This window comes from Streptomyces puniciscabiei, from assembly GCF_006715785.1.
Taxonomy (GTDB): Bacteria; Actinomycetota; Actinomycetes; order Streptomycetales; family Streptomycetaceae; genus Streptomyces; species Streptomyces puniciscabiei.
Map to the genome: position 1 here is coordinate 143538 of NZ_VFNX01000006.1, position 18633 is coordinate 162170.

Annotated in this window: 18 protein-coding genes; 7 read left to right on the forward strand and 11 right to left on the reverse strand. The window is 72.7% G+C overall.

Annotated elements, in window-relative coordinates; all coding sequences use genetic code 11:
* Nucleotides 1-109: 109 nt before the first annotated feature.
* Complete coding sequence (locus tag FB563_RS41100; protein ID WP_055709248.1) at nucleotides 110-751, forward strand: PAS domain S-box protein; 642 nt, start codon at nucleotides 110-112, stop codon at nucleotides 749-751.
* Here the strand turns inward: FB563_RS41100 and FB563_RS41105 are convergent.
* On the reverse strand, nucleotides 685-1689 hold the full coding sequence (locus FB563_RS41105; protein WP_142219274.1) for a DUF3626 domain-containing protein: 1005 nt from the start codon (nucleotides 1687-1689) through the stop codon (nucleotides 685-687). The genes FB563_RS41100 and FB563_RS41105 overlap by 67 nt on opposite strands.
* Nucleotides 1690-1793: 104 nt before the next feature.
* On the opposite strand from FB563_RS41105, the gene FB563_RS41110 reads away from it, so the two are divergent.
* Nucleotides 1794-2288, forward strand: coding sequence for an FBP domain-containing protein (locus tag FB563_RS41110; RefSeq protein ID WP_055707511.1), 495 nt, complete (start codon nucleotides 1794-1796; stop codon nucleotides 2286-2288).
* 59 nt (nucleotides 2289-2347) lie between these two features.
* Here the strand turns inward: FB563_RS41110 and FB563_RS41115 are convergent, their stop codons facing one another.
* Nucleotides 2348-3352: a quinone oxidoreductase family protein gene (locus FB563_RS41115; RefSeq protein WP_055707510.1), complete on the reverse strand. Its 1005-nt coding sequence runs from the start codon at nucleotides 3350-3352 to the stop codon at nucleotides 2348-2350.
* A gap of 146 nt (nucleotides 3353-3498) precedes the next feature.
* On the opposite strand from FB563_RS41115, the gene FB563_RS41120 reads away from it, so the two are divergent.
* The 4 genes from FB563_RS41120 (at nucleotide 3499) to FB563_RS41135 (ending at nucleotide 8349) form a co-directional block, all read left to right on the forward strand.
* A complete protein-coding gene (locus tag FB563_RS41120; RefSeq protein WP_055707509.1) occupies nucleotides 3499-4077 on the forward strand; it encodes a CGNR zinc finger domain-containing protein in 579 nt (192 codons plus the stop codon).
* Between the two features lie 553 nt (nucleotides 4078-4630).
* Complete coding sequence (locus FB563_RS41125; protein ID WP_199832885.1) at nucleotides 4631-5890, forward strand: FUSC family protein; 1260 nt, start codon at nucleotides 4631-4633, stop codon at nucleotides 5888-5890.
* Between the two features lie 69 nt (nucleotides 5891-5959).
* A complete protein-coding gene (locus FB563_RS41130; protein ID WP_055707508.1) occupies nucleotides 5960-7015 on the forward strand; it encodes a hypothetical protein in 1056 nt (351 codons plus the stop codon).
* A 146-nt stretch (nucleotides 7016-7161) separates the two neighbouring features.
* Nucleotides 7162-8349, forward strand: coding sequence for a lactonase family protein (locus FB563_RS41135; protein ID WP_055707507.1), 1188 nt, complete (start codon nucleotides 7162-7164; stop codon nucleotides 8347-8349).
* On the opposite strand, the gene FB563_RS41140 is transcribed toward FB563_RS41135, so the two are convergent.
* Together FB563_RS41140 and FB563_RS41145 are read right to left on the reverse strand one after the other, a co-directional pair.
* Nucleotides 8317-9042 (reverse strand): DUF2470 domain-containing protein, encoded by a 726-nt coding sequence (locus FB563_RS41140; RefSeq protein WP_055707506.1) that lies wholly within the window; start codon nucleotides 9040-9042, stop codon nucleotides 8317-8319. The genes FB563_RS41135 and FB563_RS41140 overlap by 33 nt on opposite strands.
* A 102-nt stretch (nucleotides 9043-9144) precedes the next feature.
* Nucleotides 9145-9750, reverse strand: coding sequence for a TetR/AcrR family transcriptional regulator (locus FB563_RS41145; protein ID WP_055707505.1), 606 nt, complete (start codon nucleotides 9748-9750; stop codon nucleotides 9145-9147).
* Nucleotides 9751-9857: 107 nt separating this feature from the next.
* Between FB563_RS41145 and FB563_RS41150 the strand changes: the two genes are divergently transcribed.
* A complete protein-coding gene (locus FB563_RS41150; RefSeq protein ID WP_055707504.1) occupies nucleotides 9858-11399 on the forward strand; it encodes a cytochrome P450 in 1542 nt (513 codons plus the stop codon).
* Nucleotides 11400-11434: 35 nt separating this feature from the next.
* Here the strand turns inward: FB563_RS41150 and FB563_RS41155 are convergent, their stop codons facing one another.
* The 7 genes from FB563_RS41155 to FB563_RS41185 form a co-directional block, all read right to left on the reverse strand.
* Nucleotides 11435-12052 (reverse strand): PIG-L deacetylase family protein, encoded by a 618-nt coding sequence (locus FB563_RS41155; protein WP_234357829.1) that lies wholly within the window; start codon nucleotides 12050-12052, stop codon nucleotides 11435-11437.
* A gap of 116 nt (nucleotides 12053-12168) precedes the next feature.
* Nucleotides 12169-13470: an alpha/beta fold hydrolase gene (locus FB563_RS41160; protein ID WP_055707512.1), complete on the reverse strand. Its 1302-nt coding sequence runs from the start codon at nucleotides 13468-13470 to the stop codon at nucleotides 12169-12171.
* A gap of 108 nt (nucleotides 13471-13578) precedes the next feature.
* Nucleotides 13579-14604 carry a LacI family DNA-binding transcriptional regulator gene (locus FB563_RS41165; RefSeq protein WP_055707503.1) on the reverse strand — a complete coding sequence of 342 codons (1026 nt, stop codon included), beginning with the start codon at nucleotides 14602-14604 and terminating at the stop codon, nucleotides 13579-13581.
* Between the two features lie 80 nt (nucleotides 14605-14684).
* Entirely contained in the window at nucleotides 14685-16097 is a 1413-nt protein-coding gene (locus tag FB563_RS41170) for a BNR repeat-containing protein (protein WP_055707502.1), read from the reverse strand.
* Between the two features lie 41 nt (nucleotides 16098-16138).
* Nucleotides 16139-16459, reverse strand: coding sequence for an L-rhamnose mutarotase (locus FB563_RS41175; RefSeq protein ID WP_055707501.1), 321 nt, complete (start codon nucleotides 16457-16459; stop codon nucleotides 16139-16141).
* Nucleotides 16460-16476: 17 nt separating this feature from the next.
* On the reverse strand, nucleotides 16477-17556 hold the full coding sequence (gene rhaS, locus FB563_RS41180) for a rhamnose ABC transporter substrate-binding protein (RefSeq protein WP_055707500.1): 1080 nt from the start codon (nucleotides 17554-17556) through the stop codon (nucleotides 16477-16479).
* A 31-nt stretch (nucleotides 17557-17587) separates the two neighbouring features.
* A complete protein-coding gene (locus FB563_RS41185; protein ID WP_055707499.1) occupies nucleotides 17588-18580 on the reverse strand; it encodes an ABC transporter permease in 993 nt (330 codons plus the stop codon).
* Between the last annotated feature and the right edge of the window lie 53 nt (nucleotides 18581-18633).

An 18633-nucleotide genomic window follows, 5' to 3' on the forward strand; every position in this document is an offset into this window, starting at 1 on the left:
CCACCGCCGGGCGGGGACTCGCGGACGCGCCCCACGGGCCTGCGGTTTGCCGCTGACCTGGATCTTCGTCTTGGATGAGAGCGCCGGGTCGGCACTTCGGGAGGTGGGCGTGGACGCGGAGCGGGCCGAGGGGGTCAGGTGGCGCAACCGGGCCCTGATGCTCTTCGACCGGGTGTCGGTACCGGTCGCCGTGTGCGACGTGTACGGCCTGGTGGTGCTGGCCAATCCCGCGATGGCGGCGGAGTGCGGTACGACACCGGGGCAGCTGCGCGGGCGCGACGTGCTGGAGCTGTTCCGCCCTCAGGAGGCCACGCAGGTGGAGCGGATCGCGCAGGCGCTGCGGCTGCGGCACCGCTCGCGCTACCAGGTGTCGGTGCGCTGGCGGGCGCCGGGCGGTGCCGAGCGGTTCGGGGAGCTCACGGCGGACCCGGTCAGCGACAGCGTGGACGAGACCCCGGCCCTGCTGGTGATGCTGCGGGTGCGGGGCGAGTGCGCGCCGCCCGAGCCGGAGCCGGCGCGGGTCACCCCGGTGGAGGGCCGGGTGCTGGCCCTGCTCGCGGGCGGCGCCACGACGTCCGGCGCCGCCCGCGAGCTGGGCCTGAGCAAGGACGGCGTCACCTACCACCTGCGACGCCTGTCGGCCCGCTGGAACGCCGCCAACCGCACCGAACTCGTCGCCCGTGCCTACGCGTTGGGTGTCCTGACGCCTGGGGCGTGGCCACCGGAGGCGAGGCCGGCGGAGGAGGGGTAGGGCAGGGCGGGCGTACCGGAGGTGTCCGGGCCGGGACAGGCCGTACCGCGGCCGGTCCCGCGGGAGGTGGCCACCGCCCGGCAGGCCGTGCCCGCGCCCTCCGGGGCGCCGAAGCGGGCCAGGGTGTGCCAGACCATCTTCAGGTCCTGGAGCGCGTACCGGCCGGTGCGGGCCGCGTCGCCGATCAGGCGGGGGGGCAGCAGGCCGCGCTCGGCGATCTGCGCGCCGAGGCGGGCGTACTCCGGCCCCCGGTAGTCGGCGTGACGGCGCAGTTCGGTGACGGTGAGCCGGTAGCCGGGGTGCCACTCCAGCGGGAAGGGCAGTTGCCGGGCCGCCGCCTCCACCGGTGTGCCGCGGTAGTCCGCGTCGAGCACGAGCGCCTCCACGTCCCGGGCGAGCAGCACACCGGCGTGCACATGGCTCTCGATGTAGTCGTTGAGGGGGTCCTGCTCGTCCGCCTCCGCGAGCGCGATCAGTGGCATCGCCGAGGCCACGCCGAAGTCGGTGGGCTCGGCCGCGCTGTCCGGGTAGCAGAAGGTGGCCCGGTTGAGGACCGCCGCGGTGAGCCTGAGGTGCGAGGAGCCGAAGCGCGGGGCCGCGCCCACGACCTGGCGGCGGAAGTTCAGGGCGCCGTACAGCGGGCGCTCGGCCGGGGCGGCGTCGTCGTACACGCCGCCGAAGATCCGGCTCTCCCAGCGGTGCCGGTCGCCGCCCGGGTGCGCGGTGAGGCCGCCGTTGCTGGTCCCGGTGACGTACTGCGAGTGGTAGGCGCCGTCCCGGGCCAGCGCCACGAGGATCGGCAGTCCGCCGGAGACCCGGTCGGGATGGAAGTTGAGCGTGATGCGCAGACCGGGGTCGAGCGGTGGGCCGTTCACCCCGGCGGCGACATGGTCGAGCGCCCTTCGGGCACGCGGCGGCAGCCCCTGCCGGAAATCCATTGGCCCACCCTCCCCTTGGCTACCTAGGCTAGCCGTGAACCTAGACCTATTAGGTTCCTGGGGCCACCAGGTTCACGACGACGATTCCGATGAAGGACTCCCCCATGAGATGGCTCACCGAGCAGGACATCCGCAACTCATTTATCAACTGCTCCAAGGGGGAGGCCAAGCGGCTGGCGGTGCCCCGGGACCTCGGTGAACGCCCGTGGGACGACCTGGACTTCCTCGGCTGGCGGGATCCGGGGGCACCCGACCGCAGCTACCTGGTCACCGAACGGGATGACCGGCTCGTCGGTGTCGCCCTGCGTTTCCAGGCCTCGCAGCGCGGGTTTCTGCACCGCAGCATGTGCTCGGTGTGCCTGACCACACATCCCGGCGGAGGCGTGACGCTGATGGCGGCACGCAAGGCGGGGGCGGCGGGCCGCGAGGGCAACACGGTCGGCCTGTACATGTGCACGGACCTGGCGTGTTCACTCTATGTGCGGGGCAGGAAGGTGCCGGAGTCCGGTACCCGGTTCGAGGAGAGCCTGACGGTGGAGGAACAGATCGCCCGTACGACGGGCAATCTGTCCGCGTTCATCGACAAGCTGTACGCCTGAGTACCGCGACAAGCTGTACGCCCGAGTACAGCGACAAGCTGTAAGCGTGACAGCCCGGTTCACCCCACGCTGAGCACGATCTTGCCCCGGTTGTCCCGGCTCTCCAGCCGCTCGTGCGCGGCGCGCGCCCGCTCGAGCGGCAGCACGGTCTCGACCGGCACCCGGTAGTCGCCGGCGGCCACGCGCTCGGCGAGTTCGCGCAGGTCGGGTCGCGGGTCGTAGCCGTGGATCTGCCGGTTGGTGAGCTGGAAACCGAGGATCGCGATGTTCTTCGGGTAGAAGTCGCGGGTGTCGAGCGTGCTCGGCTCCAGGGCCACGTTGGCGAGCGAGACGACCCTGCCGCCGTGCGCCGTCTCGCGCAGGCTCCGTCCGAGGGCTCGGCCGCCCACGGTGTCGAGGACGATGTCGGCGCCGCGTCCGCCGGTCAGCCGCAGCACCTCCTCGACTTCTCCCTCGCCCTCCCCCTCGTCGGCGTACCGCGAGGTGTCGACGGCCTCGGAGGCCCCGAACTCCCCGGCCCAGGCGGCCTTCTCGGCGGACCCGGCGAGGGCGATGACCCGGGCGCCGGCCCGGGCGGCGATCTGGACGGCCGCGGTGCCGACTCCGCTGGCCGCGGCCTTGACCACGACCGTCTCCCCCTCGGCCACCCTGGCCAGGCGGCGCAGGCAGTACCAGGCGGAGAGCCAGGCGACGGGCAGGGTCGCCGCCTCGGTCAGGCCGACCCCGTCGGGGAGCGCGACCACCTGCCGTGCGTTCACCGCGGCCAACTCGGCGTAGTAGCCGGGCGCTTCCCCTCCGTCCAGGGCCATCACCCGCTGCCCGGCCCGCAGTCCACTCACCCCCTCCCCCACCGCCGCGACGGTGCCGGCCGCCTCCGCGCCCGGGATCAGCGGGGGCCGGCCCGCCCGGTGATAGGCGCCGGCGCGCAGCAGCGCGTCCGCCCGGTTGACGCCCGCCGCCGCGACCCGCACCAGCACCTGCCCGGGACCGGGCTCCGGGTCCGGCACCTCCACCGGCACCAGCACCTCGGGCCCGCCGAACTCCTCGATCCGCACCGCGCGCATGACACACACCCATCCTGCTCGGAAGACGCCGGCGCCCAGGAACTCCACACATCACGGACACCGGTTGAAGTGGTGTCACTCTGCGACACCGGTTCAACGAGTGTCAAGACACCCCATGAAACGGTGTTGCACGGTAGGCTGCTCACATGACCACGCCGACGGACCCCGCACTCGCCTTCCCCTTCCTCGGTGGCCGTCCCTGCCTGGACTTCGTCGCCACGCTCGGCAAGCGGCACGCCACGCCCGTCGAGCGGATCCCCGATCCCGCCGCCCTGGCCCGCTGGATCACGGAGGCGGGCCTGGCGGCCGAGGACGGGCCGGTCCCGGTCGCCGTACGGGATCTGACCGAGGCGCGCGCCCTGCGGGAGGCGGTGTACCGCGTGCTGCGGGCGGCGATGGCCGCGCGGGAACCGGACGCGTCCGACGTGGCGCTGGTCAACGAGGTCGCCGCCCGGCCGGACCTCGCGCCCCAACTGGGCGCCCGGCGCTGGACGGCCCGCCACCCGGCCCGCGCCGCCCTGGCGACCGTGGCCCGGGACGCCGTCCTGCTGGTCGGCGGTCCGCTGCTGGAGCGCGTCAAGGAGTGCGGCAACCCGGACTGCTCGCTGCTGTTCCTCGACGACTCGCAGGCCCGGCGGCGCCGCTGGTGCTCCATGGAGCGCTGCGGCAACCTCGCGAAGGTCGCCGGCTACCGGTCGCGCAACCGCGCGGCCGACACCCGGTGAAGGTGGCTCAGCACGTGGTGGCCGCGGGCGGGTGAGCCCATGTCGGGCCCGGCCCGGCCGGTGTCGCCGCCCAGGAAGCGGACCAGGTCCTGGGCAGCCACCCGGTGAGCAGGGCCAGGAGGGTGATCCTGTGTCGTGTCACACGTGTCCCGTCCCCGGGCTGCCGCCCCCCCCGCCGACGGAGGCTCCCCGCCTGACCCGCCCGTCATGGTGCCGAGGGTGCGCGCCGCGGGGCGCGGCCGGGGAGGCCGAGGAGGGCCGCCGGCTCGTGCGCCGAGTGGCCGGATCCGACCGGTGGCGACGGCGGTGTTCCCGGCGTGCACGGCGGCGTCCAGCGCTGCCGCGCCGGCGGCCGACGGCAGGGAGCCGGCCCAGCGGCGTCGGCGGGCGGCGCGTATGCGTCGGCCACGACGCCGAGGAGCTGCTCCGGATCGGCCACCGGAGCCCCGTCCAGGGCGTCGGCCGGGTGAACCGAGGTGCTCCCCATGAGGACAGGTGTGGTCCGCGATTGCGGCACGTTCGATCGGACCGAGGAATGGGAACAGGCCAAGGGATGCACGACGTACGGAAGTGGACCACGGGACTGCGGAGCCTGGTGGCGCGCCGCCGGGAGCCGGTGGTCGTCCAGACGCTGCGGTCGGCCACGGCCGCGACGATCGCCTACGTCATCGCCCTCCGGCTGAGCCCCGAGCCGGCCCCGCTGACCGCGCCGCTGACGGCGCTGCTGGTCGTCCAGGTGACCTTCTACGCCACCCTCACCAACGGCATCCGCCGGGTGAACTCGGTGGTGGCCGGCGTCCTGGTCGCGATCGCCTTCAGCGGTCTCGTGGGGCTGACCTGGTGGAGCCTCGCGCTGCTGATCGTGGCCTCGCTGACCGTCGGGCACCTGGTGCGGGTCGACGAGTACGTGGCCGAGGTGGCGATCAGTGCCATGCTGGTCCTCGGGGTCACCACCGTCGGGTTCACCGCCTGGGCGCGCATCGTGGAGACGCTGATCGGCGCGGTCGTCGGCACGGCCTGCAATCTGCTGCTCCCGCCCCCGGTGTGGGTGGACGAGGCGGGCCGCTCGATCGAGGACCAGGCGCGACGGGTGCGGCAGTTGATGCTGCGGATGGGCGAGGAGGCCGCCGGCCGGATCTCCTGGGAGCGGGCGGCCGAGCGGTTGCACGAGGCCCGGCAGCTGGACCAGCACATCAGTCAGGTGGACGCGTCGCTCAGACAGGCCGAGGACAGCCTGCGGCTCAATCCGCGGGTGAAGGAGGGGCTGCTGCACCGGGTGGTGCTGCGCACCGGTCTGGACACGCTGGAGATCTGCACGGTGGTGCTGCGGGTACTGGCGCGTACCTTCACCGACCTGGCCAAGGCGCGCGGGGCCGAGGAGCTGTTCCCGCCGCGCGTCGGGGCGACCGTGGAACAGCTGCTGTCGGAGATCGCCGACGCTGTGGTCAGCTTCGCGGTGCTGGTCACCACGCATCTGAGCGAGAACGCCGAGTCGGCGGAGGCCCGGCTGTCCGCCGAGCTGCACACGGCGGCCGGCACCCGGGACCGGCTGGCCGAGCTGCTCCGCGAGGAGATCGGTCAGGACGAGGAGTGGGCGAACTGGCAGCTGTTCGGGGCCGTGCTGACCGAGACGACCCGGATCATCGACGAGCTCAACACCGAGCACCGCACCCGCCGCCTGTTCGAGGAGCTGGACCGGGTCTCGCGCAGGCAGCGGGCGAAGCTGCCCCGGATGACCCGGCTGCGCGAACGGCTCGGGGTGCAGGAGGAGCTGTGGCGGAACCGTGCGGGGTTCGGTGAGCGTTCTTGGTGAGGAGGGGCCGGGCAGGGCTCGGCGCGAAGGGTGCCGGGCGGCCGGCACGGAGTGCGAGGGGGCGACCGGATGGCCGGTTCCGGGGTGCGGATCGACGGGAACACGCTGCGGTTGCCGGGCGGGGTGGCGATCCGGTTCATCCGCACACTGCGGTTGCCGGAGACGGGCACGCATCCGCTGCCGCCCGGGCTGGGCGAGTTCCCGGTCCGGCGGGTCGCGGACTACCCGGACACGGTCCCGGCCGAGTGGCGGGCGCGCGGTGGCGTGATGCTGCCGGTGTATCTGCGCGAGGCGATGTGGCTGAGCTTCTCCGGCACCCTGGAGCCGGCGGCGCTGCAGGTCGCGGCGGGCAAGGTGTGCGCGGTGTCCGGCCGGCCCTGGAGCAGCCGTCTCGCCCGGGAGCCGCAGAACTACGTGGTGCTGCCCCGCCAGCCCTGGCTGGACGGCATCAACTCCGGCAAGGGGACGGTCCGCCAGTTCGTCGCCGTGCCGCTCGGCCTCGGCGCGACGGTGGAGGGGCAGGTCACCGGCGAGGAGGTGTGGGGCGGCGTGCAGCTCCAGTCGTTCCCGCTGCGGGAGCCGCTCCTCTCCGAGTGGCGCCGCCGTGAGCGCGAGCGGGAGGAGGCGCGGCGCAGGGCCCTGGCCGCCGGGCCGACGGGCGGGTACGGCGCGCCGATGCCGATGGCGGCGTCCGCACCCGGGGCGATGCCGCCTCCCCCGGCACCGGGTGGGGCGCCCCGGGCTGCCGCCATGGGGCTCGGCGTCGGCGGCTCGATGCGCCAGGAGGTCTACCGGGACGACCGCCCGCTCACCGACTGGTCCGAGGAACCGGCCGGCCGGGTGTTCGTGCACCTGGTCACGCCGCCGGAGTGGCGCCGCATCACCGGCGAGGCACCCCCGCCGTCACCGGTGGACCGGGCGGCGTACACCCGCGCGGGCCTGCCCTGGTACGACTACTACGACGCCGATGCCCAGGATCTGGCCCCCACCCACACCCTGGAGGCGGTCAAACCGGTCGGCGAGTGGCTCGGGGACGACCTGGACCCCTGGCAGGCGCCGTCCGCCGGTCAGGTGACCCCGTTGAAGGACGCGCCGGGCAAGCCGGTCGAGGACGGGGACTGGTAGCCCCGAAGCGACCGGTGTCACCATCGCGGACGGTCCGGCCGGTGGTTGCACCTTGCGCAACGCTCGTTGCCCCGCTTGCGCCGGCTGACGGGTTCAGGCCAAGGTGGCTGTCACGACCGGGGCGACCGAGGACCTGAGGTGCGGACATGGACGCGGAGGAAGGGCCGGGGAGCGGGCGCTGGAGCAGGCGCCGGTTCGTCGGCGCCGTCGCGGGCACGGCGGCCGTGGTCGCGGTGCCGTCCCCGGCGGCCCCGCCGGCCGGGGCGGACGAGCCAGGTGCCGCCGCACCACCTCGCCGGCCGTCCGCTCCGCGTCCGCTGTACGTGGGCACCTACACCTCGGTCGACGGCGGCGGCACCGGCATCGCACTGGCCTCCTACGACCCGGCGACCGGCCGGATCACCGGCTCCGGCACGCTCACCGGCGTCCCCGACCCGTCGTATCTCGCCGTGCACCCGGACGGCCGCACGCTGTACGCGGTGGACGAACGCCAGGACGGCGGCGTGACGGCGGTACGCCTCGCCGACCGGCGGGTCCTCGGCACCCGCGGCACGGGCGGGGCGGGCCCGTGTCATCTGTCGGTGCATCCCTCCGGACGCTGGCTGCTGAGCGCCAACTACGGTTCGGGCAGTGTCGCCGTGCATCCCGTCGACGCCTCGGGCGCCCTCGGCGAGCGCACCGACCTGGTCACGCACACCACCCCACCACCGGGCCCGGGGCAACAGGGGCCGCACGCGCACCAGTTCGTCACCAGCCCGGACGGCGGCCATGTCCTCGCGGTCGACCTCGGCACCGACACCGTCTACAGCTACCGCCTGGACCGGGCGAAGGGCACGCTGACGGAGGTCGCGCAGGCGCACACCCGGCCCGGGGCGGGGCCACGCCATCTGACCTTCCATCCGGGCGGCCGGTACGCCTATCTGGCCAACGAGGTGGACGACACGGTCGCCGTCTGCGGCTATGACCCCGCCTCCGGCCGGCTGACGATCGGCGAGCCGCAGTCCACCGGCTCGGACGGCGGCACCAACTACCCGGCGCAGTTCGTGGTGACGGCGGACGGCGGGTACGCGTTCCTGGCCAACCGCGGGCACAACAGCCTCGCGCGGTACGCGGTCGAGGCCGACGGCGCCCGGCTGCGGCTGCTCGGCACGGTGCCGGTGGGCGGGGACTTCCCGCGGCAGATCGCCCTCTCGCCGGACGGCGGGCTGCTGTTCGCGGCGAACCAGCGCTCGGGCACGGTCACCGTCTTCCACGTCGACGCGGACAGCGGTGAACTCCGCTCGGCCGGCGAGCCGTTCGCCTCACCCGTCGCCGTCTGCGCGCTGCCGCTGTAGGGCGCGGGGGCAGGCCGCGGCGGTGGCCTGGGCCAGCAGGGCGTGCATGCGCTCGGTGAGCTGGGCGACGTCGTCGGCGGGCGTGTGGAAGGGCAGCCGTACGTCGCCGTGGGCGCGGGTGCGCTCGATGCGCAGGGTCAGTCCGTGCCGGTCGACGGCGAGCGGGAGCACGCGGGTCGCGGCATGCAGGCTCTCCGGGCGCACCAGGCGGGTCAGCCGCTCGACGGCGTCCGGGTGGGCGTCGGCGAGGTGGGTGAGGAGCCGGGCCTCGGCCTCGGCGAGCGGGTCGGGCCGGGCGGCGGCGTACTCGCCGAGGTCGACCACCACGGCCCCGGAGGACCGCCGCAGCACCACGCGCGTGGGCCGGAACAGCAGGGTGCCGCGGTCCGGTGCGAACCAGCCGGCGAGATGGAGCCGGGCCCGGATCCGCCCGCGCATCGGTACGGGGGCCACGTCGGCGAACTCGAGTACGGCGGAGGGCTCCTGGCGTGGGGCGCAGATGGCGGCGGTGAGCAGGGCGCTGTCGTCGGGCACCGTCAGCCGCACGGCGCCGTCGTCGGTGACGGTGTGCGCGCCGACGTACTCCTCTCGGGCGCCGTCCGCAGTCACCGCGCACGACCAGGCGGCGGCCAGCACCGACCGCGCCCGCTCCGCCGCACCGGGTGCGGCCGTCCAGTCCTGCGTGTCACCCATCCGAGACCTCCTTAGGTAAGCCTTGCCTAACCTATCGAAGATCAGGGCTCACGCCAACCGCACCCCACCGGCGGAGAGGATCGGACGGGGGGCGGACAGTGGTCAGGCGATGACACCCAACAGCGCCCGCGCGCACAGGTCGCGCACCTGCTCGCGGGTCAACTCCCCGTCACGCAGCCACTCCAGGCACACGGCGGTGGTGAAGGCGAGCCAGCCGCGCACGGCCAGGCGGACCTGCGGGGCGCTCTCGAAGACGGGCCCGAACTCGGGGTCGGCGGCGAGCGCGGCCAGTATCTGCTGTTCCTGGGCGGCCAGGGCCCGCTGGTAGACCCGGCGTACGGCCTGGTCACCGGCCGCGTCGGCGCGGTGGAAGGCGCGGAAGCCGTGGGCGTGGGCCTGGACGTAACCCAGGTAGGTGTCGAGGCCGGCGGTGAGCTGCTCACGCACCGGCACCCCCGGCACGGCCGCCGTCATGCGCAGCATCCGCTCGCTCTCACGCTCCACGACCGCCGCGAAGAAGTCCCGCTTGGTCGGGAAGTAGTGGTACAGCAGCCCGCGGGAGACCCCGGCGATCTCGGCCACCTGCTCGATCCACACGTCGTCGTACGGGCTCTCCGAGAACAGCTTGGCCCCGACCGACAGCAGCTGCTCACGGCGTTCCCCGGTGCTGAGTCTGCGCCTGGCGCGCTCCCCCTGGTTCGCGGGCATGGCGTCACTCTACTTGACGCGGGTTCAACAAGCGGACCAGACTGAAACCGGTTATTGAACCCACGTACAACACGCGCGTCGCAGCTGGATCAAGGGAGATCGGCGTCATGGCGGAGACGACGGAGACGAGGGACACGGGGCTGCCGACGGGTTTCCGGAGCGCCGAACTGGGCTGGCCCGAGCTGCACCGCATCCCGCACCCGCCGCGCCGCGTCCCGCTGCTCGGCGATGTGCTCGGCGTCGACCGGCGCAAGCCGGTGCAGGACTCCATGCGGTTCGCACGCGAACTGGGGCCGATCTTCCGGCGGCGGGCGTTCGGCAAGGAGTTCGTGTTCGTGTGGGGCGCGCGGCCGGCCGCCGACCTGGCCGACGAGTCCCGGTTCGCCAAGCACGTCGGTCTCGGCGTGGCCAATCTGCGGCCCGTCGCCGGGGACGGCCTGTTCACCGCCTACAACCACGAGCCCAACTGGCAGCTGGCGCACGACGTCCTGGCGCCCGGCTTCAGCCGGGAGGCCATGGAGGGCTACCACGGGATGATGCTGGCGGTCGCGGAGCGCCTGACGGCTCACTGGGACCGTGAGGCGGCGGCCGGGCGCACGGTGGACGTGCCCGGGGACATGACCAAGCTGACCCTGGAGACCATCGCGCGGACCGGATTCGGGCACGACTTCGGCTCCTTCGAGCGGAACCGCCCGCACCCCTTCGTCACCGCGATGGTCGGCACGCTCACCTACGCCCAGCGCCTCAACAGCGTGCCCGCGCCGCTGGCCCCGCTGCTGCTGCGCGCCGCCGCCCGGCGCAACGCGGCCGACATGGCGCACCTGAACCGGACGGTCGACGAGCTGGTCGCCCAGCGGCGCCGGTCGGGCCCCGGGGACGGCGACCTGCTGGACCGCATGCTGGAGACGGGGCATCCCGTGACCGGCGAGAAGCTGTCGGCGGAGAACGTCCGCAAGCAGGTCATCACCTTCCTGGTCGCGGGCCACGAGACCACCTCCGGCGCGCTCTCCTTCGCCCTGTACTACCTCGCCCGGCACCCCGGGATCGCCGCCCGGGCCCGCGCCGAGGTGGACCGCGTCTGGGGCGACACCGAGCGGCCCGGCTACGACCAGGTGGCCAAGCTGCGTTACGTCCGCCGGGTGCTGGACGAGTCCCTGCGGCTGTGGCCGACGGCCCCGGCCTTCGCACGCGAGGCGCGGCAGGACACCGTGCTCGCCGGCGACCACCCGATGCTCCGGGGCGCGTGGGCGCTGGTGCTGACACCGATGCTGCACCGCGACCCGGAGGTCTGGGGTGAGGACGCCGAGCGCTTCGACCCGGACCGCTTCGAGGCGGCGGCCGTACGGTCCCGTCCCCCGCACACCTTCAAGCCCTTCGGCACCGGCGCGCGGGCCTGCATCGGCCGCCAGTTCGCCCTGCACGAGGCGACCCTGGTCCTCGGACTCCTGCTGCGCCGCTACGAGCTGCTGGCCGACCCGGCCTACCGGCTGGACGTGACCGAACGGCTGACGGTGATGCCGGAGGGGCTGCGGCTGGGGTTGGCACGGCGGGCGGTACGGGCGGATGCCCCGGCACCGGACGAGACCGGTCCGGCGGCACCCGGGGCGGCCGCGCCGGAGGCCTGCCCGGCCCACGCGAGGAGCGCGTAGGAGACATGTCCGGTCAGTTCACCGGAGTGAGGCCGTTACCTGCTGAACACCTCGAAGGCCACCGCCGGCCTGCCGCCGAAGCGTTCACCGGCGGTCTCGGCGGTGGTGGTCAGGAAGGTGCGGACGTACGTCTCCGGGTCCTCGTCGTCCATCGCGTGGGTGGGCTGTGCGGAACCGGCGACGGCGACCCAGCGGACGCCGTTCCAGGGTTCGAGTCCCTGTTCGCCGAGTTCCGGGAAGATCCAGCGGTTCCCGGCGTCGGCGGCCGCGTCCAGGGTGGCACGGCCCACGGCGACGTGGTCGGGGGTGTTCCAGGCGACACCGCCCCAGGTGTCCCGGTGGTTGAGGGTGATGACCAGCTCGGGGCGGTACCGGCGGATCGCGGCGGCGATGTCGCGGCGCAGCGCGAGCCCGTACTCGATCACGCCGTCGCGGTGGTCGAGGAACTCCACGGTACCGAGACCGACGACGGCGGCGCTCGCCCGCTGCTCGCGCTCGCGCAGCGGGCCGCAGACGGCGGGGTCGAGGTGGTCCATGCCCGCCTCGCCACGGGTCGCCGGCACGTACGTGACCTCGCGTCCGCCGTCGGTCCAGGCCGCGATGGCGGCGGAGCAGCCGTATTCGAGGTCGTCGGGGTGGGCCACCACGGCCAGGGCGCGCTGTCAGTCGTCGGGCATGGGCTGGAGCCGGGTGATCTCGGACTCGGTCATGGGCGCAGAATATGCCGCCGGGTCGCACCACAACTCCATCCGCAGAACTGGCGGTTGTGTCACACCTCGCCCCGCGCCATCGCCAGCAACCGGTCCAGTACCCGCGGCGCGCCGGTGCGCAGGCCGTCGTGTTCGTACTCGTCGGTGACCCAGGTGCGCAGGCCGCGGATCGTGCGGGCGGTCTGCAGGGAGTGCGCGGTGTCGACGTACATGTCGTCGTGGTAGACGGCGGCCACGACCGGGACCTCGTTGGCGGCGAGGCGGGCGGGGTCGTAGAGGGGCTGCCAGTCGGTGCGGGCGGCGAGCAGGTCGGCGGTCTCGCGCAGCGGGCGCAGCGCCGGGTCCGCCTCGAACATCCAGGGGTGGATCGTCTCGCCGGTGAACAGGACCGGGGTGTCGCCGGCGAGCGCCTTGGCCGCGTCGAAGTGGGGGAACTCGGCGCGGATGCGTTCGGCGGCCCAGGCGGTGGGGCGGGCGTCCTGACCGTAGATCGACTCGTGGACGAGGGCGTAGAGGGGGTGGGCCGCGTACGACAGCAGGGACTGGGCCTGTTCCTGGAAGGCGTCGGAGAGGTCGAGGCCGCCGGGTGTGCGTACGAAGGCGTCCTCCAGGAGGTGGTGCAGCCGGTGGCTGCCGTCGCTCGTGCCGAGCATCAGGCCGAGGGACTGGAAGGCCTCGACGGTGAACCGGTAGCCGTTCGGCAGGGTCACGTCGTGGGTGAGGAGGTGGTCGGCGATACGGCGGGCCCGCTCGACGTCCTGCGGGTAGCGGGCGTAGTGCGCGCCGACCTTGCGTTCGATGCGCGGGTAGGCCGCGCGGTAGACGTCGTCGGCGTGGGCGTCGAGGGAGGGCAGGCCGCCGGTGATGACGGCGGTGTCGACGCCCTCGGGGGCGAGGGAGAGGTACGACACCGTGCAGAAGCCGCCGAAGCTCTGGCCGAGCACGGTCCAGGGGGCGCCACCGGTGACCTCGGGGCGGATGGCCTCGCAGTCCCGGACGATGGAGCCGGCCCGGAATCGGGTGAGGTAGTCGGCCTGCTCGGCGGGGCCGCCGCGGAGCGGGAGCGTCTGCCGGGAGGCCGGGGTGGAGCTGCCGGTGCCGCGCTGGTCGAGCAGCAGGACGCGGTAGTCCTTCAGCGCCCGGTCGAGCCAGGCCTGACGTCCGACGAAACGATTCGCCCCGAAGCCGGGACCGCCCTGGAGATACAGCAGCCACGGCAGCTCCTGCCCGGCCTTGTCGCTCGCGACCACCTCACGGCCGTACAGCTCGATCGTCTCGCCGTCCGGCGCGGCGTGGTCGAGGGGCACGGTGAAGCGGCGGTCGGTGAGGATGACGCCGGGCTGGCGGTAGCTGAGGCTCAACGGGTCTCCCGGGACGGACGGTACGGACGGGACCCAGTTCAGCACATGACCGGGCCCGCGCCGAGCCCAGGGATCATGGATTGTTACTGAACTTCCGGTCAGCCCCGGTCAGCGGGCCGTCAGGCTGGAACGGCGGACCACCAGCTCCGGCTGGAGCACCACCCGGCGGTGCTCGTGGGTCCCCCCGCCCTCGCCCTCCTCCGTCTCCTCCAGCAGCAGCTCGGCGGCGAGGGCGCCCATGGTGACGGCGGGCTGCCGTACGGAGGTCAGCGGTACGGCGGCGGCGGCCGCGAACTCGATGTCGTCGTAGCCGACGATCGCGAGGTCGTCGGGGACGGTGACCCCGGCCGCGTACATGGCCTGCAGGACGCCGAGGGCGAGCAGGTCGTTGGCGCAGAAGACGGCGGTGGGACGCTCGGCGAGGCCCAGCAGACGGGCGCCCGCGTCGCGGCCCGCGGCCACGTCGAGGCGTTCGGTGGGCAGCTCGCGCAGCGCCTCGGGGCCGAGCCCGGCCTCCGCGAGAGCGTTCAGGGCGCCGGTACGGCGGTCGCGGACCTGGTTGAGTCCGGGCGGTCCGCTGACGTAGGCGATGGAGCGGTGCCCGGCGTCCACCAGATGCCGGACCGCGAGCGCCCCTCCCGTGACGTCGTCCACCGACACCGAGCACTCGGCGGTGCCCTCGGCGACCCGGTCGACCAGCACGAACGGGATGCCGTGCCGGCGGAAGGCCGCGATGTTCCGGCCGGTGGCGTCGGCCGGGGTCAGCAGCACACCCCGCACCCGCTGCTCGGCGAAGAGCGCCAGATAATCGGCCTCCTCACCGGCGTTCTGGGCGCTGTTGCACACCATCACGCCGAGCCCCGCCTCGCGGGCCGCCCGCTCGGCGCCCCGTGCCACGTCCACGAAGAACGGGTTGCCCATGTCGAGCACGAGCAGACCCATGATCCGGCTGCGGCCCGCGCGCAGCTGACGGGCGGACTCGCTGCGGACGTAGCCGAGCCGCTCAATGGCGGACTGCACCCGGGCGCGGGTCTCGGAGGCGACCGTGTCCGGGCGGTTGATCACGTTGGACACGGTGCCCACGGAGACGCCGGCGGCGCGGGCGACGTCCTTGATACCCACCGACTGGGCCATCGGCTTTCAGACCTCCAGGGACGACGAGGGGCGGCGGGCGGAACCTCACATTACCGTCACCGCCCCCTGTGACGGCCCGCTCAGGCGGGCAGGGAGAACTCCACGACGCGCAGCGCCGAGGGCGTCGTACCGCTGGACTTCTCCTGGTACATGAACGACAGGACGTTGTCGGACCGCGCCCGCATCTCGTCGATCACGACCTCACCGAAGGCGCCCAGGCCGCTCCCGTCGAAGAGCGGCGTCCAGTCGGTGTAGCCGGAGGACCTGGAGGCGCCGGCGATGCGGCCGTACGGGAAGACCGCGTACGCGTTGTCGTACTTGTCCAGGATCAGCTTGGTGCGCTGGCTGGAGTCGAGGGGGACCGGGATCTCGGTCTTGGTCCAGGTGCCGGAGGAGTTCTTGCGGAGGTGGAACGCCCGGCCGCCCGCGGTGCGGTCGGCGACGTAGTCGGTGGTGCACTGGCCGAAGCGGCCGGGGACATAGCTGATGATCGCGTGCGGGAGGCCGGTGGAGTCGGTCCACTGGCTCTCCTGGTTCATCAGGGAGTGGTCGGGGCCCAGGGGGTCGACGACCAGGCCGGCGTCGGTGACGGCCACCGTGTCGGGGGTGCCGGTGGTGGCGACCGGCGCGCCCGCGTCGTTGCGCCAGGTGCGGCCGCGGTCGGTGGAGCAGACGTAGCCGGTGTCGTGGTTGGTGATGCCGCCGCTGTCGCACATCACGGCGGCGTTCTGCTCGCGCCAGGTGAAGAAGGAGTGCAGCCGGCCGTTCACGTCGTAGTCGATGCCGTGCAGGTACATGTTGCGGGCGGTGCTGGAGCCGTGCGAGCTGGTGTACGTGCCGGTGGAGGCGGACCACTCCCCCAGCGCCGTCCAGGACGAACCGTCGTACTCCGCGAGGGCGTTGCGGCCGTTGCCGGAGATGCCGGCCCGGTAGCTGAGCTGGAGCCTGCCCTCCGGGGTGGAGACGAACTGCGGGTAGGTGAACTGCGAGGTGAGCGCGAGGCCGTCGAGGGAGGTCTGGACGGGGCCGAAGACGGATGAACTCCAGGACGTAGCGGAAGGGTTGTCGAGGAGTCCGGCGACGGACTTCACGTAGAAGTAGCCGTCGCTGTGGGAGTCCATGGTGAGGTGCAGGCGGCCGTCCACCTTGGAGACACCCATGGAGATGACGTTGTGGGAGTCGCTGGTCTTCAGGACGTGCGGGAGGGTGACCGCCGACCAGGTGCCGCCTCCGGCCACGCGGCGGGCGACGACCGCGTGGCCGGTCGAGGTGTACCAGGCGGCGTACTGGTGGCCCTGGTACGTCAGCAGGCCGTTCTTCTGGAACGAGTTGTTGTTGACCAGGCCGTCGTAGGAGACGAAGTAGACGGCCTGGGGGTCGAGCGTGGTCGTGCTCTTCCTGGTGACGGAGGGGCCGGGGTCGGCGACCCGTGCGATGCCCGGCGTCGCCACGGCGGCCAGTGCGGCCGACGCGAGCACGGCGCGTCTTTTCATGAGCGGCTCCAGGAAATCCAGGAACTTCCGGCAGGGGGACGTCAGGCGAGGTGGAAGACCTCGGTGAGCGGCTTCATCGCCTCGTCGGGGCGGGATGCGTCGAGGGACTCGAAGAAGGGGGCCATCTCGGCCTGCCAGCGGGCGTTGACCTCGGTGGCCTCCATGCCCGCCCGGGCGGCGTCGAAGTCCTCGGTCTCCAGGTAGCCGACGAGCAGGCCGTCGTCGCGCAGGAAGAGGGAGTAGTTGTGCCAGCCGGTGGCGGAGAGCGCCTGGAGCATCTCCGGCCACACGGCGGCGTGGCGTTCGCGGTACTCGGCGATCCGGTCCTCGCGGACCTTGAGCAGGAAACACACGCGCCGCATGAAGTACCGCTCCAGGATCAGAAGTTGAAGTTGTCGATGTTGCCGGCGTCGAAGACGGTCGGCTTGCCGAGGTCGATCACGCCGTCCTTGCCGATGGTGTACGTCGTGTCACCGGCCTTGAAGGTCTCGCCCTCCTTGCCCGTGATCTGTCCCGAGGCCAGCGCGACGGCGGTACGGGCGGCCAGGTCGCCGAGCTTCGCCGGGTCCCACAGCTCGAAGGCGTCGACGGTGCCGTTCTTGACGTACTTGCGCATGTCGTTGGGGGTGCCGAGGCCGGTCAGCCTGACCTTGCCCTTGTACTTGGAGCCGGACAGGTACTGGGCGGCCGCCTTGATGCCGACCGTGGTCGGGGAGATGATCCCCTTCAGGTCCGGGTACTGCTGGAGCAGGCCCTGGGTCTGCTGGAAGGACTGCTGGGCGTCGTCGTTGCCGTACGCCACCTTGACCAGCTTGACGTTCTTGTACTTCGGGTCCGCCAGCTCCTTCTTCATGTAGTCGATCCAGGTGTTCTGGTTGGTCGCGGTCTGCGCGGCCGACAGGATCGCGATCCGGCCCGAGTAGTCGATCTGCTTGGCGAGCAGCTGCACCTCGGTACGGCCCAGGTCCTCGGCGCCGGCCTGCGAGACGAAGGCGTTGCGGCAGTCGGCAGTGGTGTCGGAGTCGTAGGTGACGACCTTGATGCCGTTCTTCATGGCCTGCTTGAGCGCGGTGCACAGGGCGCCGGGGTCCTGCGCGGAGACGGCCATCGCGTCGACCTGCTGCTGGGTGAGCGTGTTGACGTAGGAGACCTGGCCGGAGGTGTCGGTCGCGCTGGACGGGCCGACCTCCTTGTACCTCGAGCCCAGCTCGGTGAGCGCCTTCTCGCCGCCCTTGTCGGCGGAGGTGAAGTAGGGGTTGTTGACCTGCTTGGGCAGGAAGCCGACGGTCAGCCCCTTCTTGGTGGCCGCGTTGGGGTCGGCCTTGCCGGCCGCCGCGCCCGAGCCGCCGTCGCTCCTGACGTCGTTCTTGGTGGTGCCGCCGCAGGCGGTGAGGGCGAGGGCGAGGGAGGTACCGGCGGCGAGGGCGGCACAGGTGCGGCGGAGGGATGGCTTGCGCATGGTGAAGGTCCTTTGACGAGGGTGAGCGGAATTACGACGTCGTGGCCGAGGCGGCGGCTCTGCGGCCCGCCCTCGCAACGGAGACTTGGCGGGCGACCCGGGGGCCGAGCACCGAGATGACGAGCAGGACACCGGTGACGACGATCTGCGACTGCGCGGAGACGTTCAGCAGACTCATCACGTTCTGCAGCGCACCGAGCAGGAACACCCCGGCGATCGCGCCGCCGAGCGTGCCCTTGCCGCCGTCGAAGTCGATGCCGCCGAGCAACACGGCCGCGACGACGGAGAGTTCGAGTCCCGTCGCGTTGTCGTAGCGGGCGCTGGCGTAGTGCAGGGTCCAGAAGACGCCGGTGAGGGAGGCCATGAACCCGGTGGCGACGAACAGCAGGAGCTTGGCCCGCTTGACCCGGATGCCGGCGAACCGGGCGGCCTCCTCGCCGGCGCCGATCGCGAACAGCGACCGCCCGAACGGGGTGGCGTGCAGGACGACGACGGCGATGGCGAGCAGTACCAGGAAGGGCAGGAAGGCCTGCGGGAGGAAGGAGTTCCCGAGGCGTCCGGCGGCGAAGTCGAGGTACTGGGTGGGGAAGTCGGTGACCGCGTCGGAGCCGAGGACGATCTGGGCGATGCCCCGGTAGGCGGCGAGGGTGCCGATGGTGACGGCGAGGGACGGCAGCCCGAGCCGGGTCACCAGCAGGCCGTTGACCAGCCCGCACACCACCCCCAGCAGCAGGCACAGCGGGATGATCGTCTCGATGGCCATGCCCTCGTTCCACAGCTTGCCCATCACCGCGCCGGACAGTCCGGCCGTGGAGGCCACCGACAGGTCGATCTCGCCGGAGACGACCAGCAGGGTCATCGGCAGCGCGATCAGCGCGATGGGCAGGGTGTTGCCGATCAGGAACGACAGGTTGAGGGCGTTGCCGAAGCCGTCGACGAAGGAGAAGGAGAGCAGGAGCAGGACGATCAGCAGGGCGCCGACGACCGTGTCCCAGCGGACGGCACGGCTCAGGGACTCAGGCACGAGCCTCCCCCTTCTGTACGGCGGGCTTCGCGGAAGCCGACTTCTTCTTCAGG